Below are 23639 nucleotides of genomic sequence, written 5' to 3' on the forward strand. Positions count from 1 at the left end.
CATTTTAGCGTGCGGACGGTTAATCTTTCGCCCTCGATTTTGCGACAGGACAGCAATGCGCTTGAAGTTTGGGAAACGCCGGGCAACCGATGACGGGCTGGAAGTGACCGAAGAACGCGGCATGCGCGTGCTGCATCTGGGCAGTCGCGCGATCCAGAGCGCGATGCGGGTGAGCCGGCCGTGGGATCTGGAGCTCGCCTATACCCGCGCGATGATGGGCTTTCTGATGTTCAACCCGATGCCGCAGGACGTGCTGATGATCGGCTTGGGCGGCGGTTCGCTCGCCAAGTTCATCCGCCGGCAGCGGCCGCAGACGCGCATTACTGCGGTGGAGATCGATCCGCGGGTGATTGCCGCCGCGCGCACGCATTTCGAGCTGCCGGCGGACGACGACACGCTCAGGGTGATCGAGGCTGACGGCGCGCTGTATGTGCGCCAGCACCCCGGCAGCGCCGATGTCATCCTGCTCGACGGCTTCGATGCCGGCAATCAGGTGGAGGCGCTGGCGACGCAGACTTTTTATGCGGCATGCCGCCGCGTGTTGAAGCCGGGCGGCGTGCTGGTGGTGAATCTGTGGGGGCGCGACGGCGACTTCGCCGAGTATTTCGCACGGCTGACGCGCGTGTTCGACGGCGAGCTTGGCTGGATTTCGGTGCAAGACAAGACCAACGTCATCGTGTTTGCATTTGCCGAGCCGGATGCGGCAGCCAGGCTCGATGCAGCGAGGCCGCAGCTGGCCGACCTGTCGAAACGCTGGGGGCTCGATCTGCGCGGCTTCGCGCGCGATTTTCAGTGGGCGGCGGGCATTGCGCCCTTGCTGGAATAGCGTGTTTGATCGATGCGATGCAGGCGCACGCTTTCATCGTCCGAGCCCGAGGCCAGTGTGCGTCCATCGGGGCTGAAGCGGATGACCGCGCCGCACAACTCGTGTGCCTGGTAGCGCTTCACCACGCTGAAGTCGGTGGTGTCGAGGAGGCGGATCGCGGAGTCGGTATGGCGCCCCAGGGTGGCCAGATAACGGCCGTCCGGGCTGAAGGCGACCGAGGTCAGCAAGCCGTTGTGCTCGGTCGGGATGGAGCGCCTCGTGCCGCTCGCCACATCCCACACGCTCAGACGGAACCAGCTGCCTGCAGCCAGCATGCGGCCGTCCGGGCTGAACTGCAGATCGTGCGGGGCGTGTGGGGTGGCGAGGGTCTTGCGCAGGGTGAAATCCGTACCCAGCACCCGGATTTGGTCTTCGAGACCGACCGCCAGCTGCGCGCCCTGCACGCTGAGCGCCACCACGCTGCCGTCCATGGGAACGTCACGCAGGGCGCTCAGGCTGTCCGCTGACCAGATGCGCAACCGGCCGTCAGTGTGGCCGCTGACCACCTGGCCCTGAAACAGCGTCAGCGCCGTCACAGCTGCGCCATCACGCTGCACCTTGATTCGACCGTCGTGCCACAGAATCAGGCGGCCATCGCCGCCGCCGCTGACAAACCCGCCCGAGGGCAAGGGCAGAATGGCGCGCACCGCAAGGCGATGGCCGCGCATTTCACCGAGTGGTCGTCGTGTGGCGGCATCCCATATCCGAATGTCGCCTTGGAACCCCCCGCTGATGAAGCGCTGTCCATTCGCTGTATAGGCGAAAGCGGTGGTGCCGAATTCATGTATTCCAGCCAGCACATGATCCGGCGGGTCGGCCGTCATCAAATTGGAGCAGCCCGACAAAAAATTAATTAAAACAATGCTTAACAGAAGGTTTCTGGCCACGGCAGGTTTGCAATTTCCGAAGGGTGTGAAAGAATACAGGTAATCGAATATTTTAGATGGTGGCGGCCATGATCGACCGAGAAGGGTACCGCCCGAACGTAGGCATTATCGTGTGCAACGCGCAGAACCAGGTTTTCTGGGGCAAGCGCGTCAACCAGCACGCCTGGCAGTTTCCCCAGGGCGGCATTAACGCAGGGGAAACGCCGGAACAGGCTATGTTCCGGGAACTGGAAGAAGAAGTGGGTTTGCAGCCCGCACATGTGCGCGTCCTCGGGCGCACGCGCGAATGGTTGCGTTACGACGTGCCGACCCACTGGGCGCGGCGCGACAGTCGCGGCCTCTATCGCGGCCAGAAACAGATCTGGTTCTTGTTGCGGCTGACCGGGCGCGATTGCGACGTCTCGTTGCGCGCCAGCAGTCATCCCGAATTCGATGCTTGGCGCTGGAACGAATACTGGGTGCCGATGGATATGGTGGTCGATTTCAAACGTGAGGTCTACCGCCTGGCGCTCGAGGAGCTCGAACGTTATTTGCACAAGGACGTGTGTTCTCTGCGGCAACGGGCACGTCGCCTGTGCGACCGGCGTGGCGTGGCACTGGATATGCAGTTGAAGCCCTGAACGCCGGGGCGCTGGAGGCAGGATGAAGATGCGGATCCATGCTTCAACCCCATTGTCGACTGCCGCGGAATCTGTGCCGGGTTTGCCTCTGTGGCAGCTCGCGCCCACGCGCGACAGCGCCGGCCAGCGGTTGACCGATTTCATGATGCTGATTCCCCGTCTGCGCAGCCGTCCGCGCGCCGAGATCGAGCGCGCTTCGCGCGACATCCAGGCCGTGCTTGCGCTGCATCCGGACGTGGTGTTTGCCGACCTCAACCTCAGGCTTAACCTGCTGTGGGTGTCGTTGCGCCCGCGGCAGGGGGCGATCAGCGAGCTGGTCGCGGCGATCCGGCTGCGCGTGCCCGAGGCGGTGCTGATCGCGCATCACGTCGCCCCCCGTTAAGCGCGTTTCCGATGCGCTCGGCGCATCGCTGCCTGGTGAGCTGGAGGGGCCATCCAATGGCCCTGACGCCCCCCGAAAGTCCCTGCGAATGACAGGGAATCCCACGTCCTTATTACGTTTCCGTTCACCCAAAGCGGTGGAATTCGTTAAAATGAACGATTGCTAATTAACCCGCTGGAGCAAACATGGCCGTTTCCGAACTTCAGGTGCAGACCGCACTGAAAGAGTTGATCGATCCCAATACCCACAAGGATTACGTTTCGACCAAATCCGCCCGCAACATCAAGATCGACGGCGGCGCTGTTTCGGTTGATATCTTGCTGAGCTACCCGGCACAGAGTCAGTTGGCGCCCATTAAACAGCAGGTCGAAGACAAGCTCAACGCCCTCGATGGCGTGACCAGCGCCACCGCGAATGTGAGCTTCAAGATCGTTTCGCACGGCGTGCAGCGCGGCGTCAAGCTGATCCCCAACGTGAAAAACATCATCGCCGTGGCGTCTGGCAAGGGCGGCGTCGGCAAATCCACCACCGCCGTCAACCTGGCGCTGGCGCTGGCCGTCGAGGGCGCGCGCGTCGGCATGCTCGACGCCGACATCTACGGGCCGTCGCAACCGACCATGCTCGGGATTACCGACAAACCCGAATCTACCGACGGCAAGAACCTCGAGCCGCTGATCGGACATGGCATTCAGGCGATGTCGATCGGCTTCCTGATCGACGTCGAGACCCCCATGGTGTGGCGCGGCCCGATGGTGACGCAGGCGCTGGAGCAGTTGCTGAACAACACCAACTGGAGCGAGCTCGACTACCTGGTGGTCGATCTGCCGCCCGGCACCGGTGACATCCAGCTGACGTTGGCGCAACGCGTGCCGGTGACCGGCGCGGTGATCGTCACCACGCCGCAGGACATCGCGCTGATCGACGCGCGCAAGGGGCTGAAGATGTTCGAGAAGGTTGGCATCCCGATCCTCGGCGTGGTCGAAAACATGAGCCTGCACATCTGCTCGAACTGCGGCCACGAAGAGCGCATCTTCGGCGAAGGCGGCGGCGAGCGCATGTGCAAGGACTACAATGTGGAATTCCTCGGTTCGCTGCCGCTCGATGGCAGCATCCGTGCCGACACCGATTCCGGCAAGCCGTCGGTGGTGGCCGCCCCGGATAGCCGCGTGACCGAAATCTACAAGCAGATCGCGCGCCGCGTGGCGGTGAAGATCGGCGAAACCGCAGTGGATCACTCCGCCAAGTTCCCCAATATTGTCATTTCCAACACCTGATGAGCATCAAGTCCGACCGCTGGATCCGCCAAATGGCGGCGGAGCATGGCATGATCGAGCCGTTCGAGCCGGGGCAGGTCAAGCAGGCCGGTGGCCGGCCCATCGTGTCGTACGGCACCTCGAGCTACGGCTACGACGTGCGCTGCGCCAACGAATTCAAGCTGTTCACCAACATCAACACTACCATCGTCGACCCCAAGGCATTCGATCCGAACTCCTTCGTCGAGGTTAGGGGCGACTCCTGCATCATCCCGCCCAACTCGTTTGCACTCGCGCGTACGGTGGAATATTTCCGCATTCCGCGCAGTGTGCTGACGATCTGTCTGGGCAAAAGCACCTACGCGCGCTGCGGCATCATCGTCAACGTGACGCCGCTGGAGCCCGAGTGGGAAGGCCACGTAACGCTGGAGTTTTCCAACACCACCCCCCTGCCGGCACGCATTTACGCCAACGAAGGCGTGGCGCAAATGCTCTTCCTCGAATCCGACGAGGTTTGCGAGATTTCGTATCGTGATCGCGGCGGCAAATATCAGGGCCAGACCGGCGTAACCCTGCCGAAAACTTAATCCCGCGAGACGCGCGGGATTCGTATAATCCGCTTCTTTAATCCGCCCATTCCAACGGCTTCCCTCTGGAGCAGGCCATGCGCTTCCGCTTTCCCGTTGTCATCATCGACGAAGATTTCCGTTCCGAAAATGCCTCGGGGCTCGGCATCCGCACGCTGGCCGACGCCATCGAGAAGGAGGGCATGGAGGTGCTCGGCGTCACCAACTACGGTGACCTGACCTCATTCGCCCAGCAGCAGGCGCGCGCTTCGGCCTTCGTGCTGTCGATCGACGACGAGGAACTCGCGGGCAGCGACGAGGATACGAGCAAGGCGCTGCAAAAACTGCGCAGCTTCGTCGAGGAGGTACGCTTCCGCAATGCCGAGATCCCGATTTTCCTGCACGGCGAAACGCGTACTGCGCGCCATATCCCGAACGACATCCTGCGCGAGTTGAACGGCTTCATCCACATGCTGGAAGACACGCCGGAATTTCTCGCTCGATATATCGGCCGCGAGGCGCGCGCCTATCTCGAATCGCTGGTGCCGCCGTTCTTCCGCGCGCTCACGCATTACGCGGCGGACGGTTCTTACTCCTGGCACTGTCCCGGCCATTCCGGCGGGGTGGCCTTCCTGAAGTCGCCGATCGGCCAGATGTTCCACCAGTTCTTCGGCGAGAACCTGCTGCGCGCCGATGTCTGCAATGCGGTGGATGAGCTCGGGCAGTTGCTCGACCACACCGGTCCGGTGGGGGCGTCGGAGCGCAACGCAGCGCGCATTTTCAACTGCGATCACCTGTTCTTCGTTACCAACGGCACCTCGTCGTCCAACAAGATGGTGTGGCACGCCACCGTCGCGCCGGGCGACATCGTGGTGGTCGACCGCAACTGCCACAAGTCCATCCTGCATGCGATCATCATGTGCGGCGCGATCCCGATTTTCCTGACGCCGACGCGCAACCATTACGGCATCATCGGGCCGATCCCGCTGGACGAATTCCGCCCGGAGAACATCCAGAAGAAAATCGCCGCGCATCCGTTCGCCAAGGACGTGAAGCGCAAGCCGCGCATTCTCACGATCACCCAGTCGACCTACGACGGCATCCTCTACAACGTCGACATGATCAAGGAACTACTCGGCGACTACATCGATACCCTGCATTTCGACGAAGCCTGGCTGCCGCACGCGACCTTCCACGACTTCTATCGCGGCATGCACGCCATCGGCCGTGACCGTCCGCGCGCCAAGGATGCGCTGGTGTTCGCCACCCAGTCGACGCACAAGCTGCTGGCGGGCCTCTCGCAGGCTTCGCAGATACTGGTGCAGGACTCGGAGACGCGCAAGCTCGACTTTCACCGCTTCAACGAGGCCTACCTGATGCACACCTCGACCTCGCCGCAGTACGCCATCATCGCCTCGTGCGACGTGGCGGCGGCGATGATGGAATCGCCCGGCGGTCCCGCGCTGGTCGAGGAGTCGATCAAGGAAGCGCTCGATTTCCGCCGCGCCATGCGCAAGGTCGACGCGGAGTTCGGCGACTCCTGGTGGTTCAAGGTGTGGGGGCCCGAGAAACTCGCCGACGAAGGCGTGGGCGACCGCGAGGACTGGATGCTGGCAGCGGGTGAGCGCTGGCACGAGTTCGGCAATCTCGCGCCCGGCTTCAACCTGCTCGACCCGATCAAGGCCACCGTCATCACGCCGGGGCTGGACATGGATGGCGCTTTTGCCGACTGGGGCATCCCGGCGGCGATTGTCACCAAATACCTGGCTGAACACGGCGTCATCGTCGAAAAAACCGGGCTGTATTCCTTCTTCATCATGTTTACCATCGGTATCACCAAGGGCCGCTGGAATACGCTAGTGACCGCGCTGCAGCAGTTCAAGGCCGACTACGACGAGAACCAGCCGCTGTGGCGCGTGCTGCCCGAGTTCATCGAAAAGCACCCGCGCTACGAGAAAACCGGCCTGAAAGCCCTGTGCGACCAGATTCACACCATCTACAAGGCCAACGACGTGGCGCGCCTGACCACCGAGATGTACCTGTCGGAAATGGCGCCGGCGATGAAGCCGGCCGACGCCTTTGCCAAAATGGCGCACCGCGAGATCGAGCGGGTCGAGATCGACCAACTCGAAGGCCGCATCACAGCCATGCTGGTGACGCCCTATCCGCCGGGCATTCCCCTGCTGATCCCGGGCGAGCGCTTCAACAGCACTATCGTGCGCTATCTGCAGTTCACCCGTGATTTCAACGTGAAATTCCCCGGCTTCGAAACCGACGTGCATGGGCTGGTCGAGGACATGGTCGACGGCAAGGCCACGTATTACGTCGATTGCGTGATGTGACCCGGTTGCCGGGTACGGCTGTAAGCTTGATTTGACAGGAATAAAGCGTATGATTTGCAGTCCCCGCTTTGCCGGGGATTGTTTTTTGACCTTGGCTTTTTGGCCTTGGTCGTTTTTAACCTTGCTCCACCGCGCCGCACTGCAGCGGGGGGCTTAACCGAAAGGAAACTTGATGCGGCATTACGAAATCGTATTTATCGTCCATCCCGATCAGAGCGAGCAGGTGCCCGCCATGATCGAGCGCTACAAGAGCAATATCACCACGCGCGGCGGCATTGTTCATCGCCTGGAAGACTGGGGTCGCCGCCAGATGGCCTACCCGATCCAGAAGGTCCACAAGGCCCACTACGTGCTGATGAACATCGAGTGCGACCAGGAAACCCTGGACGAACTCGAACATGGCTTCAAGTTCAACGATGCCGTGCTGCGTCATCTGACCATCAAGCACGCCGCCGCCATGACCACGGCCTCGCCGATGATGAAGGAAGAAAAGTCGCGCGACATGCTGGACAGCGCCAAGGCTGAAACTGCCAAGGCCGAAGCCCCCAAGGCGGACGTGGCAGTCGAACAGCCTGCCGCCGCCTGAGTGCGTGGTCTGAATGAGTGAATAAGCTGGGCATCAGCGGAACGCTCATCCAGGTTGATCCTGTGCGTTACAGTCCGGCGGGCGTGCCGATTGCCGAAGCGGTGATCCTGCATCGAAGCAGCCAGACAGTAGCCATGCAAGCCCGACAGGTGGAATGCGAGTTGACGGTACAGGCGAGTGGAACGCTTGCCACCCAACTGGCGCAACTGGCTACCGGCGCACAGGTGAAACTGGAAGGTGCGTTGAATCGACGCAGCGTGAAGAGCCGACAGCTGATCCTGATATTGAATCGAATCGAAAAGGAATAAATCATGGCACGTCCCATGGGTGGTAAATCCGGCGGCAAGTTCGCCAAAAAAGGCGGTCGCGACAGCGGCAACCGTGGTCTCTTCAAGCGCCGCAAGTTCTGCCGCTTCACCGCCGAAAAAGTGGTTGAGATCGATTACAAGGACATCGACGTACTGAAGGAATTCATCGCCGAAAATGGCCGCATCATCCCGGCGCGCATCACCGGCACCAAGGCGCATTACCAGCGCCAGCTGGGCACCGCGATCAAGCGTGCGCGCTTCCTGGCGCTCATGCCTTACACCGACCTGCATTGAGGAGACGGCCATGCAAGTGATTCTGACCGACAAAGTCGCAAACCTGGGCAATCTGGGTGACGTGGTTAAAGTAAAAGACGGCTATGCCCGCAACTTTCTGATTCCCACCGGCCGTGCGCGTCGCGCCACCCAAGCCAACATGGAAGCGTTTGCCACGCAGAAGGCCGAACTGGAACGCGTTGCAGCCGAAAAACTGGCCGACTCCCAGCGCCGTGCCGAAAAGCTCGAAGGCACGAGCGTGACGATCAGCCAGAAAGCCGGCGTCGATGGCCGCCTGTTCGGCTCCATTACCAACGCCGACATTGCCGATGCGCTGCAGGCGCAAGGGCATGAAGTGGCCAAGTCGGAAATTCGTCTGCCCGAAGGCCCGTTCAAGACCCTCGGCGAATACCCGGTGGTGCTTGCGCTGCACTCCGACATCACCGCCAACATCAAAGTGGTGGTGACTGGCCTGCAGTAACGCTGCCGGAAACGTCAAAAAAAGGGAGCCCCTGGCTCCTTTTTTTATTCCCGGCTGTACCTGCTTTATCCACAGCCTTATCCCTTGGTAGGGCTGGGGCGGAAGACTAGAATCCTGCCATGGCCGCTATCCATTCGTTTAACACAAGTTCCGATCCCCAATTGGCGCAAATGCGCCTGCCGCCGCATTCGCTGGAAGCCGAGCAGGCGGTGCTGGGCGGCCTGCTGCTGGACAACAGCGCATGGGACCGCATTGGCGATGTGGTGTCGGAAAGCGATTTCTACCGTCAGGATCATCGCCAGATCCTGCGCGCGATCGTGCGGCAGATTGCCGAAAACCGGCCGGCCGACGCGGTGACGGTGACCGAAGCGCTGCAATCGCTGGGCCAACTCGAGAGCGTGGGCGGACTGGCCTACATCGTCGCGCTGGCGAGCAATACGCCGTCGGCCGCCAACATCCGCCGCTATGCCGAAATCGTTCGCGAGCGCTCGGTGATGCGGCGTCTGGCCGATGTGGCGACCGGGATTGCCGACACCGCCTACGCCCCGGCCGGGCGCAGCGCTTCGCAACTGCTCGACGAAGCCGAAGCCAAAGTGTTCGAGATTGCCGAGTCCGGCAGCCGCGGCCAGGCGGGCTTCACCGAAATCAAGCCGCTGCTGAAAGAAGTGGTCGAGCGCATCGACGAGCTGTATCACCGTGACAACGATTCCGGCATCACCGGCGTGCCCACCGGATTTCACGACCTCGACCAGAAAACCTCGGGTTTCCAGCCGGGCGACCTGATCATCGTCGCCGGGCGCCCGTCGATGGGCAAGACCGCGTTCTCGATCAATATCGGCGAGAACGTCGCGCTCGATACCGGTTTGCCGGTGGCGGTCTTTTCCATGGAAATGGGCGGCCAGCAGTTGGTGATGCGGATGATCGGCTCGGTCGGCAAGCTCGACCAGCATCGGCTGCGTACCGGCAAGCTCGGCGAGGACGACTGGCAGCGGCTCACCTATGCGCTGGGCAAGCTCAACGACGCTCCCATCTTTATCGACGAAACGCCGGGGCTCAATGTGCTGGAACTGCGCGCGCGCGCGCGGCGCCTGATGCGCCAGTGCGGCAAGCTCGGCCTGATCATCATCGACTACATCCAGCTGATGTCGGCCAGCAGCTCGGGCGAAAATCGTGCCACCGAAATTTCTGAAATTTCGCGCGCCCTCAAGGGCCTGGCAAAGGAATTGCACGTGCCGGTGGTCGCGCTGTCGCAGTTGAACCGGGGACTGGAGCAGCGCCCCAACAAGCGGCCGGTGATGTCCGATTTGCGCGAATCAGGCGCCATCGAGCAGGATGCCGACGTCATCCTGTTCATCTACCGCGACGAGGTCTACAACCCCGACACGCAGGACAAGGGCACCGCCGAAATCATCATCAGCAAGCAGCGTAACGGCCCGATCGGCACGGTGCGGCTGGCCTTCGTCGGCGAATACACGCGCTTCGAAACGCTGGCGCAGCCGGGGTCCTATTAAGTCGATGCGGCCGATCCAGGCACGGATTTCAGTCGGTGCGATGGCGCACAACCTGCGCGTGGCGCGCAGCCACGCGGGGACGGCGTGCGTGTTTGCGGTGGTCAAGGCCAACGCCTATGGTCACGGATTGTCGCGCGCGCTGCGCGCGCTGGCGGCAGCGGATGGCTTCGCCGTATTGACGCTGGAAGAGGCCGCCAACCTGCGCCTGATGGGGGTCGAGAAGCCGATCCTGCTGCTGGAAGGGATCTTTGGCGCGGATGAGATCGCCACCTGCGCTGAACTGGACCTGTGGCCGGTGCTGCACCATGCGGCGCATCTCGACTGGCTGCAGCAGCAGCCGCCTGCCCGCCCGCTTCAGGTCTTTCTCAAGTTCGACAGCGGCATGCACCGGCTGGGGTTCCCGCTCGCCGATCACGCCGCCGTCGTCGCACGGGTGCGCAGCCTGCCCGGGGTGGCCGGCATCACGCTGATGACCCACTTTGCCCAGGCAGACGAGGCCGCGGGGGTGGATTGGCAGTTGCAGCCGTTTCTGCGCGAAATGGCCGGCCACGACCTGACGTGGAGCAGCGCCAATTCGGCGGCGCTGTTGCGTTATCCGGAAACCCTGGGCGCCTGGGTGCGCCCCGGCATCATGCTGTATGGCGCTTCGCCTTTTGCCGAGGTGTCGGCCGAGCAATTGGGGCTGCGGCCGGCGATGACCCTGCAATCGGAAATCATCAGCGTGCAGACCCTGCAGCCAGGCGAGGGGGTGGGTTACGGCCAGTTGTTCCGCGCCGAACGCGCGATGCGGGTGGGCGTGGTGGCGTGCGGCTATGCGGACGGCTATCCGCGCCATGCGCTGACGAGCACCCCGGTGCTGGTCAACGGTTGTGTCAGCCGAACCCTGGGACGGGTGTCGATGGACATGCTGTGTGTCGACTTAAGCGAGTGCGCCAATGCCGGCGTCGGCACCCCGGTGGTGCTGTGGGGGGAGGGTCTGCCGGTGGATGCGGTGGCCGCGGCCGCCGGCACCAGCAGTTATGAACTGCTGTGCGCCCTGGCCGCGCGGGTGCCAGTAGAAGAAGTCGCCTGAACGGGCGGCAAACGACGCGTCGCGGGTGCCGAGCCCGTCCTGCCGTGCCTTCTTGGCAGCCATCGCTCCCGTTCAGGGTTCCAGTCCGATCAAGTGGCACGCGAACTCGGTTCAGCGGTCAGTCCGGAAAAAACATTCCAGATGGCGTTCGCCCCGGGTGAATGCCGCGCAGTCGGCCGTCTGAACAGCCGCGTTCAAGGCCGCGGCAAATGCCGCAAAGTCGGCAATGCCTTCGTAGATCTCCATCCACGTCGCCGCATCGTCACAGCGGTTCAGCCGCCGCGGCGGCTGGCTGCAAGGCGTGGCCATCGTGTCCAGCAGCGCATCGATCCGTGTAGCAGCCAGGCTGGCCTGCACCGGATCGATGCGGTAATAGACGTAGACGCTCTTCACCTATTCGGGCAGCGCGTAGGGCAGGGGCTTCAGGATTAGCGCCGCGCCGTCGGCGGCTTTCAGGTGCAGGGTCTGCGCGTTCGCGCTTTCGACCTGGGCGACGGCCAGCACATCGTAGCCGCCGGCCGGTGCCGGAGCAGCGTTGACCACAGTGCCAGTGGCCTGGCCCTCGATGTCAGCGCTGTACAGGCTGTCGCCCGGTGCGGCTTCGGCATCCACATGCGCCAGAAACATGCGGCGCTTGAGCTTGCCCAGATACTGGCTGCGCGCGACGATTTCCTGGCCCGGGTAGCAGCCCTTCTGGAAACTGACCCCGCCGATGGCTTCGAGGTTGACCATCTGCGGCACGAACTGCTCCTGGGTGGCGGCGACGATCATCGGAATGCCGGCGTTGAGCCGCAGCCAGTCCCATACCGGGGCGCCAACCGGGGTGGCTGACGGGCGCAGTGCCTGCCACACGGCGGCGGCACGCTCGGGTGCGATCGACAGCACGAACTTGTCGTCGCCCAGGCGGATCACCTGGCCGGCCTCGCCGGCGACCGAGCGCATCGCGGTGTCCGGCACGGCGCCCATCGCGGCGGTCACCGCCGCCAGCGCCTGCTTGCCGGCCACCACCAGCCGCACGTTTTCGTCGCTGGCATCGCGCCCCTGCACCTTGGCGCGCATGATGAACATGGACAGGCGCTTCAGCACGCCGGGAAGAATGTCGCCCGAGAGTTGCAGGCAAAAATCCTCGCCCTGCCGCCATGCCAGGAAATTGCCGAGCAGGCGCCCCTTGGGGCTGCAATAGCCGCTCCACTGTGCGCCATCGGCATGCAGCGCGCGCACGTCGTTGGTGAGCTGGCCCTGCAGGAAGGTGGCGGTGTCCTCGCCGCGCAACGCGATGACGCCGAGTTGCGACAAATCCGCCACAATGGTGCCGTCCATGGCGACCGCGCGTTCGGCGGCGGGGTCGCCATAGTGCAGCACGGCACTGCCTTCGATTGCCGCGCCTTGGGATTGCAGAAAGTTTTTCCAGGAATCGATCACGTTACGGTCCAGTCAAAAAGGGAGGCCATGAAGCCCAAAAGTGTACACGCTGATGCGCGAGTTTGAGCTCAAGCCCTCACGCCGACTGGGGCTGTTCGTGCTTGGCATGACGGCACTGGCGCTGGCAGCCATCGGCGTCGCGGCCTTGCCGGATGAAGTCCGGCTGGCGCTGGGTGCCGCCGTGATCGCTCTGGCTGTGCAGGGCTGGCGGCACGCGCGTTTCAGCGAAGTTGTGCGCGTGGCCGCGGACGGCCAGCTGCAATGCCTGGATGAGCAGGGGGAATGGGATGAGGTCGAGGTGCTGGGCGACAGTTTCGTTTCGACCGGCCTGATCGTGTTGCGCTACCGCACGGCGGGCCGGCGCGTGCGCAGCCTGACGCTGCTGCCCGACAGTGCAGCAGCCGACGACCTGCGCCGGCTCAGGGTGTCGCTTCGCTGGACACGCCGCACACGCTTGGACACAGCGTCCCCGGGCGCGGGTTGAGCACGGTGTTGCCGGCGATCGGCAGCGTCTCCGGGTAGTCGCGGCTGTAGTGCAGGCCGCGGCTTTCCTGCCGCAACTGGGCCGAGCGGATGATGAGATCGGCGCTTTGTACCAGATTGCGCAGCTCGATCAGGTCGTTGCTGACGCGGAAGTGGCGGTAGAACTCGTCAATTTCGGCCCGCAGCAGGCGGATGCGGTGCGCCGCCCGCGTCAGCCGCTTGTTGGTGCGCACGATGCCGACGTAGTCCCACATGAAGCGGCGCAGTTCGTCCCAGTTGTGCGAGATCACCACTTCCTCGTCGGGGTCGGTGACGCGCGAGGCGTCCCACGGCGGCAGGTCGAGCGTGGGAGCGGGCGGGGTGGCCAGGATGTCGCGCGCGGCGGCGTGGCCGAATACCAGGCATTCGAGCAGCGAGTTCGACGCCAGCCGGTTGGCGCCGTGCAGGCCGGTGAAGGTGACTTCGCCGACTGCGTGCAGGTTGCACAGGTCGGTGCGCGCGTCGATGTCGGTGACCACGCCGCCGCAGGTGTAGTGCGCGGCCGGCACCACCGGGATCGGCTGACGCGTGATGTCGATGCCGAGTTCGAGGCAGCGGCGGTGGATGGTCGGGAAATGCTCGCGCACGAAGTCGGGCGGCTTGTGGCTGATGTCGAGATAGACGCAGTCGATGCCGCGTTTCTTCATTTCGAAGTCGATCGCGCGCGCCACCACGTCTCGCGGCGCGAGTTCGGCGCGTTCGTCGTGCAGCTGCATGAAGCGGCTGCCGTCGGGCAGCAACAGCCGCCCGCCCTCGCCGCGCACCGCCTCGCTGATGAGAAAGGATTTGGCGTGCGGGTGGTACAGGCAGGTCGGATGAAACTGCACGAATTCGAGGTTGGCCACCCGGCAGCCGGCGCGCCACGCCATGGCGATGCCGTCGCCGGTCGCAGTGTCGGGGTTGGTGGTGTAGAGGTAGACCTTGCCGGCGCCGCCGGTCGCCAGCACGGTGTGGCCGGCGGCAAAGGTCTCGACTTCGCCGGTCCCCTTGTTGAGCGCGTAGGCGCCGTGGATCTGCCGTTCCTCCCCGCCGGCGCGCTTGCCGGTGATGAGGTCGATGGCGACGTGCTGCTCGAAGGTTTCGATATTGGGATGGGCGCGCACGCGGTCGAGCAGGCTGGTCTGCACTGCGTGGCCGGTGGCGTCGGCTGCGTGTACCACGCGGCGCCGGGAATGGCCGCCCTCGCGCGCCAGATGCAGGCCACCGGGCGCCTGCGGGTCGGGGGTAAAGGCGACGCCGTTGGCGGTCAGCCAGGCAATCATGTCGCGCGCCTGACTGGCCACCAGTCGGGTGACCGCTTCGTCGCACAGGCCGGCGCCGGCGACCAGGGTGTCGTGCACATGGGCCTCCACCGAGTCGCCGTTGTCGACTGCTGCCGCAATTCCGCCCTGCGCCCAGTCGCTGGCGCTGTCGATCATCTGGCGCTTGGTGACAATGGCGACACGGCGCTGGTCGGCAAGCTTGAGCGCGGTGGTCAGCGCGGCGAGGCCGCTGCCGAGGATGAGGACGTCGTGTCTGTGCATGAGTCGGGCGATGATAGCAGGCTTGGGCGGACCCGAATCACCCCGCTGCATTGAAGCTGGCAGGGTGAACTTTTTTGCCGGGGCATCCTCTCATGTCCAGGAAGCTGCGGTCACGTATACTTTCAACATAAACATAAATGTAGCAGGGAGATATGTCAGACCGCGAACTGGATCAGGTGTTGGTTGAACGTGCCCAAGAGGGCGACAAGCGTGCGTTCGAGCTGCTGGTGATCAAGTATCACCGCAAGGTCGGCCGGCTGTTGTCGCGCATGGTGCGCGACGCGGCGGAGGTGGAAGATATTACGCAGGAAGCTTTTATCAAGGCCTATCGCGCGTTGCCGGGATTTCGCGGCGAAAGCGCGTTCTACACCTGGCTGTACCGCATCGCCGTCAACACCGCCAAGAATTACCTGGTGGCACACAAGCGCCAGCCAGTGTCGAGCGATGTGCAGGCGGAAGACGCGGAAAATTATGAAGAGGGCGACTTGCTGCGCGACATTGCGACGCCGGAAGCGGAACTTCATAGCAAACAGATCGCCCAAGCAGTGAATGAGGCAGTCGATGCGCTGCCCGAGGAATTACGGACAGCCATCACGTTGCGCGAGATCGAAGGCATGAGCTACGAGGACATTGCGCAGATGATGGAATGCCCGATCGGCACCGTACGCTCGCGGATATTCCGCGCGCGTGAGGCCATTGCAGAAAAGATACGCCCGATGTTGGGCACCGGTCAGGACAAAAGGTGGTAACCATGTCAGCACTTCGCAAATTCGACACCCTTCCCCAGGCTGAACAGGCCGACAACGACCAGCTGTTGATGCTGTCCGCGGCGCTGGACGGCGAAACGGCGCGCGCCGAGACCGGCGCCTGCATCACGGCGATGAAACGTGACGAAGTCTTGCGACAAAGCTGGTCCGAATACCACCTGATCGGCGACCTGATGCGAGGCGTGGCGCCGGTGCAGGATGACTTCATGGCACGCTTCTCGGCGCAGCTGGCAGCCGAGCCGACCGTGCTCGCGCCGCGCCGCAGCGTGTGGCCGCAACGGCTGGCGGTGGTATCGTTTGCCTCGTTCGCCGTATGGGGCGTGGTCGCGCTGACCGGGCTGATGTCGGATGCGCCTGCCACGGCACCGATGGCGGTGGCGCCGGGCTTCCAGCAAGCCGGGTTGGTCTCGGAGCCGCGTGACGATGACCGCTTCGCTTCCTATCTGGTGGCGCATCAGGAATTTTCCCCGATGGCGGTGGCATCGCCCTACCAGCGCGTGATGGCGGTTGCGGTGGAGCCGCGTTGATGCGGGCGGGATCATCTGTTTGGCGGCAAGGCTGGCTGGCTGCAGGGTTTGCCGGACTGATGCTGTTGTCCGGCATGGCGCGCGCCGATGCCGCGCTCGATTGGCTCAACCGCGCCGCCGTCGCCGCCAAGCAGCAGAACTATAGTGGCGTCTATGTGTACCACCACGGCGAACACGTCGAAGTGCTGCGCGTGCTGCATCGCACCGATTCGACCGGCGAAATGGAAAAGGTCGAGGTGCTCGACGGCACGCCGCGCAAGTTCCTGCGCGTCAACAACGACGTCTATTGCCACTTGCCCGACGGCAAGAGTGTGCGGCTGGAGCGCAATGCCCAGCGCCGTTTCTTTCCCGCCTTGCTGCCCGCCCAGCCGGCCAGCCTGCTCGACTATTACGAGGCGAAGCTCGGCGGAACCGAGCGGGTGGCGGGGCGGCCCTGTCAGGTGGTGACGCTGGAGCCGCGTGACGGCTATCGTTATACCTATTATCTGTGGCTGGACAAGCAAACCGGACTGCCGCTCAAGTCTCGCGTCGTCAACAGCAGCGGCGCCGTGGTGTCGATGTTCGTGTTCTCCGAAATCCAGATCGGCAAGGCACCCGATGCCCAGCTGTTCCGCAACGACCTGGCGGGCAAGCGCATCCAGCAAGCCAGTCTCGACAATCCGGCCGAGGTGGCCTGGAACGTGACCCCGCCACCGGGATTCGAGCGAGTGCAGGAGGCGGTGCGCTCACTGCCGGGCAAGCAGGCGCCTGTCACCCATCTGGTGTTTTCGGACGGCCTCTCCGTGTTGTCGATGTTCGTCGAGCCGGTTGATCCCCAGGGGCAAACTCTGCGCGGCCTGTCGGCTGAAGGCGTGATCGGCATCTATGCGCGCGAGGTCGACGGACACACCGTGACCACCCTGGGCGAAGTGCCGAACAAGGCGCTGATCGAAACCGGAAACTCGGTGAAGCGAAAGTAAGCAGCACCATGCTGGAGCAAACCGCCGAAGTCATCAATACGGCCTCAGATGGCATCTGGGTGCGGGCGGTCGAGCCGTCTGGCTGCGGTACCTGCGGCGGCCAGGGCTGTGCATCGCGCCGCATTGCCGAACTGTTCCAGCGCAAACCACGGCATTTTCTGGTCGACTGCGACTTGTCGCTGTCCCCTGGCGACCGCATTGTCGTCGGGATTGTCCGCGGCAGCGTGCTCAAAAGCGCATTGCGGGTCTATGGCCTGCCGTTGGGATTGATGCTCACTGGCGCGTTGCTGGCACAGGCGGTGCAGCCCGGCGACGGCCCCGCACTCGTGGGTATGCTGCTCGGGGGCATGGCGGGCTGGCTGGTCGCGCGAGGCGGCCGGCCGGTGCGCCCGGTCGTGCTCAGGCGTGAAGACGTCAACCTGCTTCACATGAAGAAAGGATGACCAGGTTGAGAACGGCTTTGGCTGCAACAGCGCTGGCAATGACCTTGTCTGCGCCGGCAGTGGCAAGAGAGGCGATGGATGTTGCCGATCTGGTCGAAACACACGGCCCGGCGGTGGTCAACATCAGCACCACCAAGCTGGTGAAGCGCGGTGTGGAAGGTTTTCCGTTCGTGATTCCCGATGGGGAAGACATGCAGGAATTCTTCCGCCGCTTTTTCCCGCCTGGCGGGCCCGGGCCGGTCGAGGAGATTCCCGCGCGCGGCGCCGGTTCCGGCTTCATCGTCAGCAACGACGGCTACATCCTGACCAATGCCCATGTGGTGCGCGGCGCCGACGAAGTCGAGATCAAGCTCATCGACAAGCGTACGTTCAGCGCCAAGGTGATTGGGGCCGACAGCCGCACTGATGTTGCCGTCATCAAGATCACCGCCAACAACCTGCCTGCCGTCAAGCTGGGCGACCCTGCCAGGCTGCGCGTCGGCGAGGCCGTCGCCGCGATTGGTTCGCCGTTTGGCTTCGAGAACTCCGTCACCGCCGGCATCGTCTCCGCCAAGGGCCGCTCGCTGCCGTCGGAAAGCTATGTGCCCTATATCCAGACCGATGTGCCGATCAACCCCGGCAACTCGGGCGGGCCGCTGTTCAACATGAAGGGCGAGGTGGTCGGCATCAATTCGCAGATCTACAGCCGCAGCGGCGGTTATCAGGGCGTGTCGTTCGCGATCCCGATCGATGTCGCAATGGAAGTTGCCGAACAGCTGAAGGCCGCCGGCAAGGTTTCGCGCGGCTGGCTGGGCGTGGTGGTCCAGGAAGTGACCGCCGATCTTGCCGAATCGTTCGGCATGGATCGCCCGCGTGGCGCGCTGATTGCGCAGGTGCAGGCGGATGGCCCGGCGGCCCGGGCCGGCCTGCAGGCGGCCGATGTGATCCTCATGTTCGGCGGCAAGCCGGTTGAAAATTCGGGCGACCTGCCGCGCATGGTCGGCATGACCAAGCCGGGGGCGAAGATTCCGCTACAGGTATGGCGCCGCGGCAAGCTGCAGGCAATCACGGTGGAGCTGGGTGAGTTGCCGGGCGAGGAGCAGCTTGCCGGCAAGCCCGGCAAGACGTATTCGCGAGGCGGCCTGGCCCTGTCCGAGCTGACTGCCGAGCAGCGGCGCGAACTCAGGATCGACCACGGTTTGCTGGTGGAGGAGGTCACCGGCGATGCTGCGCGCGCGGGCATCCGCGTCGGTGACGTGATCCTCGCGGTGAACAACGGCAAGGTGGCGACGGTCGAGGCCTTCCGCAAGGCGATCGCCGCCATTCCCAAGGGCAAGAGCGCGGCCGTCCTGGTGCGCCGCGGCGAAGGTTCGCTCTATATTCCGCTGAAGATATCGGGTGAGTAGAACACTCACGCTCTACACGCGGGCGGACTGCCCGCTGTGCGAGGAGATGGCGGCAAAAGTCGGTGCGCTGATCGTGGATACCAGGCATCGTCTGGCGCCCGTGGATGTGGATGCCGACCCGTCGCTCAAGGCTGACTTCGGCTGGGACGTGCCGCTGCTGTTCGACGGCGGCACCGAGATATGCCGCCATCAGCTCAATCTGCCGGCGCTTCAGGAATGGCTGCGCCTTAACCCCTAAAATCCGTTAAAATTCGGCTAGTTATCTCATCCCTGACCGGGCACGGAAACGTGCCCGTTTTGCTGTGTCCCAGAGTCTGATCCGCAATTTTTCCATCATCGCCCATATCGACCACGGCAAATCCACGCTGGCTGATCGCCTGATCCAGTCTTGTGGCGGCCTGTCCGACCGCGAAATGGGAGCGCAGGTGCTCGATTCCATGGACCTGGAAAAGGAGCGCGGCATCACCATCAAGGCGCAGACCGCCGCGCTCACCTACAAGGCGCAGGACGGCAAGACCTACCACCTGAACCTGATTGACACCCCCGGCCACGTCGACTTTTCCTACGAGGTGTCGCGTTCCCTGTCCGCCTGCGAAGGCGCGCTGCTGGTAGTCGACGCCTCGCAGGGGGTGGAAGCGCAGACGGTGGCCAACTGCTACACCGCGATCGATCTCGGCGTCGAGGTCATTCCGGTGCTGAACAAGATCGACCTGCCTGCGGCCGATCCGGACCGGGTGGCGGAGGAAATCGAGGATATCGTCGGGCTGGACGCGAGCGATGCGGTGCGCGCGTCGGCCAAGACCGGGATCGGCATTGCCGAAATCCTCGAGGTGGTGGTGAAGCAGGTGCCGCCGCCGCGTGGCGATGAGAGCGCGCCACTGAAGGCGCTGATCATCGACTCATGGTTCGACAACTATGTCGGCGTGGTGATGCTGGTGCGGGTGTTCGACGGCGTGCTGAAACCCAAGGACAAGATCCGCTTCATGGCAAGCGGGGCACAGCATCTGACCGAGCACGTCGGCGTGTTCACGCCCAAGGCGGTCGACCGCCCCAGCCTGTCGGCAGGCGAGGTCGGCTTCGTGATTGCGGGCATCAAGGAACTCAAGTCGGCCCAGGTGGGTGACACCATCACCCTGCTCGATCGGCCCGCGGCCAAGGCGCTGCCTGGCTTCAAGAAAGTGCAGTCGCAGGTCTTCGCCGGGCTCTATCCGATCGAGTCGCACGACTTCGAGGCGCTGCGCGACGCGCTGACCAAGCTGCAGTTGAACGACGCGGCGCTGCAGTTCGAGCCCGAAGTCTCGCAGGCGCTGGGCTTCGGCTTCCGTTGCGGCTTCCTCGGCCTGCTGCACATGGACATTGTCCAGGAGCGGCTGGAACGCGAATACAACATGGACCTCATCACCACCGCGCCGACGGTGGTGTACGAAGTGTTGATGAAAGACGGCAGCCTGCTCAAGGTCGAAAACCCGTCCAAGCTGCCCGAGCTGTCGAAGATCGAGGAAATCCGCGAGCCCATCATCACCGCGACGATCTTCGTGCCGGAAGAATTCGTCGGCAACGTCATCACCCTGTGCAACCAGAAGCGCGGCATGCAGGTGAACATGCAGTACCACGGCAGGCAGGTGATGCTGGTGTACAACCTGCCGATGAACGAAGTGGTGATGGATTTCTTCGACAAGCTGAAATCAACCAGCCGCGGCTACGCCTCGCTCGATTACGAGTTCAAGGAGTACCGGCCGGGTGACCTGGTCAAGCTCGATATCCTGGTCAACAACGAAAAAGTCGATGCGCTGTCGCTGATTGTGCACCGCGCCACCAGCGTGTATCGCGGGCGCGAACTCGCCTCCAAGATGCGCGAGATGATCCCGCGCCAGATGTTTGACGTCGCGGTGCAGGCGGCGATCGGCGCCAACATCATCGCGCGCGAAAACATCAAGGCCTTGCGCAAGAACGTGCTCGCCAAATGCTACGGTGGCGACATCTCGCGCAAGAAGAAGCTGCTGGAAAAACAGAAGGCCGGCAAGCGGCGCATGAAGCAGGTCGGCAACGTCGAAATTCCGCAGGAAGCCTTTCTTGCGATCCTGCAGGTTTCGGATAAATAAGAAGTGGACCCATCAACATGAATTTTGCGCTCATTCTTTTCATCGCGCTGGCCGTCACCGGCGGCATCTGGCTGCTCGACGTGCTGCTGTTCAAGCGTTTCCGCGACAAGGATGCCCGCGAGCCGCTGCTGGTCGAATATGCCAAGAGCTTCTTCCCGGTCATCCTGGTCGTGTTCGGCCTGCGCTCGTTTCTGGTCGAGCCGTTCAAGATACCGTCCGGCTCGATGATGCCGACGCTGCTGATCGGCGACTTCATCCTGGTCAACAAATACACCTATGGCATCCGCCTGCCGGTGATCAACAAGAAAGTGGTCGCGCTGAACAACCCCGAGCGTGGCGACGTCATGGTGTTCCGCTATCCGGCCGACCCCGGCCTCGACTACATCAAGCGCGTGGTCGGCGTGCCGGGCGACGTGGTCGAATACCGCGACAAGCAGCTCAGCATCAACGGCCAGCCGGTGCGCACGGTCAACACCAGCACCTACAGCTATGTCGGCAACGGCCTCAGTTACGTCACCGCCATGGTGTACCAGGAGCATCTCAATAGCGTTGGCCACGCCATGATGACCGAGCCGGGCAAGCTCGCAGTCTATCCGTCACAGGTGGTGGACTTCCCTTACCGCGAAAACTGCTCCTACAATGCCGAAGGCGAAGGCTTCGTCTGCAAGGTGCCGGAAGGGCAGTACTTCATGATGGGCGATAACCGCGACGCCAGCAACGACAGCCGTTACTGGGGCTTCGTCCCGGACCGGAACATCGTCGGCAAGGCCTTCTTCATCTGGATGAACTTCGACGATTTTGGCCGCATCGGCACCACCCTCAAATAAGGAGACACCATGACCCGCGCACGCCCCCTGCAATCTCAACAACGCGGTCTGAGCATGATCGGCTTTCTGTTCGTCGCCGTCGTGCTGGTTATGATCGCCATGCTGGCAATGAAGCTGGTGCCGGCCTATATCGAGTTTTTCTCGGTGAAGAAGATTCTCGCCACGATGGGGCAGGAGTCCGACCTCCGATCGAAAAGCAATGCCGAGATCCGCAGCGATTTCTCGAGACGCGCCAACGTAGGTTATGTCACGGTGGTCAAGCCGGAACATCTCACCATCGACCGTCGTGGTGGCGTCCCGGTCATTTCCGCTGATTACGAATTCCGCACCAAGCTCGTCGGCAATGCCAGCCTGGTGGTCGATTTCAGTGCCAGCACCAACCCCAACGCCGCGCCCGCCCAGATTGAATAACGCCTTGCTGACCCAGCGCCTGCAGCAGGCGCTGGGTTATACCTTTATCCGCGCCGACCTGCTGACCCAGGCGCTGACGCACCGCAGCTACGGCGCGGTCAACAACGAGCGGCTCGAATTCCTCGGCGACTCGGTGCTGAACTGCTCGGTCGCCCGTGCGCTCTACGATGCGTTTCCCGATTTGCCCGAAGGTAGCCTGTCGCGCCTGCGCGCCAACCTGGTGCGGCAGGAAACCCTGGCCGAGATCGCCGCGACCCTGAGGCTGGGCGAGAGCCTGCGCCTGGGCGAGGGCGAACTCAAGAGCGGCGGTTTCCGCCGTCCCTCGATTCTGGCCGATGCGCTCGAATCGCTGTTTGGCGCGATCTTTCTGGAGGCCGGCTTTGACGGCGCGCAACGCGTGGTGCGTGGCTTGTTCGACCCGCTGGTCGCGCAAATCGACCCCACGGCCTCGGGCAAGGATCCCAAGACGGAACTGCAGGAACTGCTGCAGTCACGGCGGCTGCCGCTACCGGACTACCAGCTTGTCGATACCGAGGGCGAGGCGCACGACCAGAGTTTCATCGTCGAGTGCGTGCTCATCAGACCCGTGCTCAGCACGCGCGGCGTCGGCAAAAGCCGCCGCGCCGCCGAACAGGAGGCCGCACGCCAGGCGTGCGCCGCGTTACGAAATGAACAGGCAGCAAAGAAGAGTGAACTGCGTAAATGAGTGAATTCAAGTGTGGCCTCATCGCCATCGTCGGGCGTCCCAACGTCGGCAAGTCGACCCTGCTCAACCGCATCGTCGGGCAGAAAGTCAGCATCACCTCGCGCAAGGCGCAGACCACGCGTCACCGGGTGATGGGCATTCACACCACCGACGAGGCACAGTTCGTGTTCGTCGATACGCCGGGATTCCAGACGCGCTACACCGGCACCATGAACCGCGCGATGAACAAGCGGGTGCGCGAAACGCTGTCGGATACCGACGTGGTGATGCTGCTGGTGGAGGCGGGACGGCTGAAGAACGAGGATCGTCAGGTGATGGAGTTGCTGCCCAAGGATCGCCCGCTGATCCTGGTGGTGAACAAGATCGACCAGGTCAAGGATCGCGCCGAGTTGATGGCGTATCTGCAGGAAGTCACCGCCGCGCATGCGTTTACCGAGATCGTCCCGGTATCGGCCAAGCAGGGAAACAACCTCGACGAGCTGCTGAAAACCCTGCAAACCCACCTGCCGGAAAACGCGCCGCTGTTTGATGCGGACGACGTCACCGACCAGACCGAACGCCAACTGGCCGCCGAACTCATTCGGGAAAAAGTCTTCCGTCTGTGTGGCGAAGAAATCCCTTACGGGGTGGCGGTGGCCATCGACAAGTTCGAGGAGGAGGGCAACCTGCGCCGCATCTTCGCCACCATCCTGGTCGACCGCGACAGCCACAAGCCCATCATCATCGGCAAGGGGGGCGAAAAGCTCAAGGCCATTTCCACCCAGGCGCGTCTCGACATGGAGCGCGCGTTCGACAGCAAGGTCTATCTTGAGGTCTGGGTCAAGGTCAAGGGCGGCTGGGCCGACGACGTGCGGATGCTGAGATCGCTGGGGCTGGATTAGAGCAGGTGCAGGGTTGGA

At 63.2% G+C, this 23639-nt stretch carries 28 protein-coding genes; 24 read left to right on the forward strand and 4 right to left on the reverse strand.

Features of this window, described 5'->3' with window-relative positions; translation table 11 throughout:
- The first annotated feature begins 55 nt into the window (after window positions 1-55).
- Window positions 56-826 (forward strand): polyamine aminopropyltransferase, encoded by a 771-nt coding sequence (locus ABW22_RS01075; RefSeq protein WP_059751093.1) that lies wholly within the window; start codon window positions 56-58, stop codon window positions 824-826.
- Here ABW22_RS01075 and ABW22_RS01080 read toward each other — a convergent pair.
- On the reverse strand, window positions 790-1689 hold the full coding sequence (locus ABW22_RS01080) for a WD40 repeat domain-containing protein (protein ID WP_059751095.1): 900 nt from the start codon (window positions 1687-1689) through the stop codon (window positions 790-792). The two genes, ABW22_RS01075 and ABW22_RS01080, sit on opposite strands and share 37 nt — an antisense overlap.
- 131 nt (window positions 1690-1820) lie before the next feature.
- Between ABW22_RS01080 and ABW22_RS01085 the strand changes: the two genes are divergently transcribed.
- The 11 genes from ABW22_RS01085 (at window position 1821) to alr (ending at window position 11146) form a co-directional block, all read left to right on the forward strand.
- Complete coding sequence (locus ABW22_RS01085) at window positions 1821-2372, forward strand: RNA pyrophosphohydrolase (RefSeq protein WP_059751203.1); 552 nt, start codon at window positions 1821-1823, stop codon at window positions 2370-2372.
- Window positions 2373-2394: 22 nt separating this feature from the next.
- Entirely contained in the window at window positions 2395-2754 is a 360-nt protein-coding gene (locus ABW22_RS01090) for a hypothetical protein (RefSeq protein WP_082708336.1), read from the forward strand.
- Between the two features lie 185 nt (window positions 2755-2939).
- Window positions 2940-4028, forward strand: coding sequence for an iron-sulfur cluster carrier protein ApbC (gene apbC / locus ABW22_RS01095; protein ID WP_059751097.1), 1089 nt, complete (start codon window positions 2940-2942; stop codon window positions 4026-4028).
- Complete coding sequence (gene dcd, locus ABW22_RS01100) at window positions 4028-4594, forward strand: dCTP deaminase (RefSeq protein WP_059751099.1); 567 nt, start codon at window positions 4028-4030, stop codon at window positions 4592-4594. Before apbC ends, dcd begins: the two co-directional genes overlap by 1 nt.
- A gap of 77 nt (window positions 4595-4671) precedes the next feature.
- The gene (locus ABW22_RS01105; protein WP_059751100.1) at window positions 4672-6915 is read left to right on the forward strand and encodes an arginine/lysine/ornithine decarboxylase; all 2244 of its coding nucleotides are present in this window, start codon (window positions 4672-4674) and stop codon (window positions 6913-6915) included.
- 172 nt (window positions 6916-7087) lie between these two features.
- A complete protein-coding gene (rpsF, locus tag ABW22_RS01110) occupies window positions 7088-7501 on the forward strand; it encodes a 30S ribosomal protein S6 (RefSeq protein ID WP_059751103.1) in 414 nt (137 codons plus the stop codon).
- 17 nt (window positions 7502-7518) lie between these two features.
- Window positions 7519-7809, forward strand: a complete 291-nt coding sequence (priB, locus tag ABW22_RS01115) for a primosomal replication protein N (protein WP_059751106.1) — start codon at window positions 7519-7521, stop codon at window positions 7807-7809.
- 3 nt (window positions 7810-7812) lie between these two features.
- Window positions 7813-8103 carry a 30S ribosomal protein S18 gene (rpsR, locus tag ABW22_RS01120; RefSeq protein ID WP_059751108.1) on the forward strand — a complete coding sequence of 97 codons (291 nt, stop codon included), beginning with the start codon at window positions 7813-7815 and terminating at the stop codon, window positions 8101-8103.
- Window positions 8104-8113: 10 nt separating this feature from the next.
- Window positions 8114-8563, forward strand: coding sequence for a 50S ribosomal protein L9 (gene rplI, locus ABW22_RS01125; protein ID WP_059751111.1), 450 nt, complete (start codon window positions 8114-8116; stop codon window positions 8561-8563).
- A gap of 119 nt (window positions 8564-8682) precedes the next feature.
- Window positions 8683-10074: a replicative DNA helicase gene (dnaB, locus tag ABW22_RS01130; RefSeq protein WP_059751113.1), complete on the forward strand. Its 1392-nt coding sequence runs from the start codon at window positions 8683-8685 to the stop codon at window positions 10072-10074.
- Between the two features lie 4 nt (window positions 10075-10078).
- On the forward strand, window positions 10079-11146 hold the full coding sequence (gene alr / locus ABW22_RS01135) for an alanine racemase (protein ID WP_059751115.1): 1068 nt from the start codon (window positions 10079-10081) through the stop codon (window positions 11144-11146).
- Between the two features lie 111 nt (window positions 11147-11257).
- Here alr and ABW22_RS01140 read toward each other — a convergent pair whose 3' ends face one another.
- Window positions 11258-11539 (reverse strand): DUF4936 family protein, encoded by a 282-nt coding sequence (locus ABW22_RS01140; protein ID WP_059751118.1) that lies wholly within the window; start codon window positions 11537-11539, stop codon window positions 11258-11260.
- Window positions 11540-12568, reverse strand: coding sequence for a YgfZ/GcvT domain-containing protein (locus ABW22_RS01145; protein WP_059751120.1), 1029 nt, complete (start codon window positions 12566-12568; stop codon window positions 11540-11542).
- A gap of 40 nt (window positions 12569-12608) precedes the next feature.
- Between ABW22_RS01145 and ABW22_RS01150 the strand changes: the two genes are divergently transcribed.
- Window positions 12609-13052: a protein YgfX gene (locus ABW22_RS01150; protein ID WP_082708337.1), complete on the forward strand. Its 444-nt coding sequence runs from the start codon at window positions 12609-12611 to the stop codon at window positions 13050-13052.
- Here the strand turns inward: ABW22_RS01150 and nadB are convergent.
- Window positions 12988-14613, reverse strand: coding sequence for an L-aspartate oxidase (nadB, locus tag ABW22_RS01155; RefSeq protein WP_059751123.1), 1626 nt, complete (start codon window positions 14611-14613; stop codon window positions 12988-12990). The two genes, ABW22_RS01150 and nadB, sit on opposite strands and share 65 nt — an antisense overlap.
- Before the next feature lie 152 nt (window positions 14614-14765).
- Between nadB and rpoE the strand changes: the two genes are divergently transcribed.
- The 11 genes from rpoE (at window position 14766) to era (ending at window position 23621) form a co-directional block, all read left to right on the forward strand.
- Window positions 14766-15362 (forward strand): RNA polymerase sigma factor RpoE, encoded by a 597-nt coding sequence (gene rpoE / locus ABW22_RS01160; RefSeq protein ID WP_059751125.1) that lies wholly within the window; start codon window positions 14766-14768, stop codon window positions 15360-15362.
- A gap of 2 nt (window positions 15363-15364) precedes the next feature.
- On the forward strand, window positions 15365-15907 hold the full coding sequence (locus tag ABW22_RS01165) for a sigma-E factor negative regulatory protein (RefSeq protein WP_059751128.1): 543 nt from the start codon (window positions 15365-15367) through the stop codon (window positions 15905-15907).
- Window positions 15907-16866 carry a MucB/RseB C-terminal domain-containing protein gene (locus ABW22_RS01170; RefSeq protein ID WP_059751130.1) on the forward strand — a complete coding sequence of 320 codons (960 nt, stop codon included), beginning with the start codon at window positions 15907-15909 and terminating at the stop codon, window positions 16864-16866. The genes ABW22_RS01165 and ABW22_RS01170 overlap by 1 nt, the downstream gene beginning before the upstream one ends.
- Before the next feature lie 8 nt (window positions 16867-16874).
- A complete protein-coding gene (locus ABW22_RS01175) occupies window positions 16875-17309 on the forward strand; it encodes a SoxR reducing system RseC family protein (RefSeq protein ID WP_059751132.1) in 435 nt (144 codons plus the stop codon).
- The gene (locus tag ABW22_RS01180; protein ID WP_059751134.1) at window positions 17306-18694 is read left to right on the forward strand and encodes a DegQ family serine endoprotease; all 1389 of its coding nucleotides are present in this window, start codon (window positions 17306-17308) and stop codon (window positions 18692-18694) included. The genes ABW22_RS01175 and ABW22_RS01180 overlap by 4 nt, the downstream gene beginning before the upstream one ends.
- Window positions 18687-18932, forward strand: a complete 246-nt coding sequence (locus ABW22_RS01185) for a glutaredoxin family protein (RefSeq protein ID WP_059751136.1) — start codon at window positions 18687-18689, stop codon at window positions 18930-18932. The genes ABW22_RS01180 and ABW22_RS01185 overlap by 8 nt, the downstream gene beginning before the upstream one ends.
- A gap of 64 nt (window positions 18933-18996) precedes the next feature.
- Window positions 18997-20796 (forward strand): translation elongation factor 4, encoded by a 1800-nt coding sequence (lepA, locus tag ABW22_RS01190; RefSeq protein ID WP_059751138.1) that lies wholly within the window; start codon window positions 18997-18999, stop codon window positions 20794-20796.
- 17 nt (window positions 20797-20813) lie between these two features.
- Window positions 20814-21623, forward strand: a complete 810-nt coding sequence (gene lepB / locus ABW22_RS01195) for a signal peptidase I (RefSeq protein WP_059751140.1) — start codon at window positions 20814-20816, stop codon at window positions 21621-21623.
- Between the two features lie 9 nt (window positions 21624-21632).
- A complete protein-coding gene (locus ABW22_RS01200; protein WP_059751141.1) occupies window positions 21633-22034 on the forward strand; it encodes a DUF4845 domain-containing protein in 402 nt (133 codons plus the stop codon).
- The gene (gene rnc / locus ABW22_RS01205; protein WP_059751143.1) at window positions 22027-22740 is read left to right on the forward strand and encodes a ribonuclease III; all 714 of its coding nucleotides are present in this window, start codon (window positions 22027-22029) and stop codon (window positions 22738-22740) included. The genes ABW22_RS01200 and rnc overlap by 8 nt, the downstream gene beginning before the upstream one ends.
- The gene (gene era / locus ABW22_RS01210) at window positions 22737-23621 is read left to right on the forward strand and encodes a GTPase Era (RefSeq protein ID WP_059751144.1); all 885 of its coding nucleotides are present in this window, start codon (window positions 22737-22739) and stop codon (window positions 23619-23621) included. Before rnc ends, era begins: the two co-directional genes overlap by 4 nt.
- Window positions 23622-23639: the final 18 nt, after the last annotated feature.

Source organism: Thiobacillus denitrificans (assembly GCF_001530125.1).
Taxonomy (GTDB): domain Bacteria; phylum Pseudomonadota; class Gammaproteobacteria; order Burkholderiales; family Thiobacillaceae; genus Thiobacillus; species Thiobacillus denitrificans_C.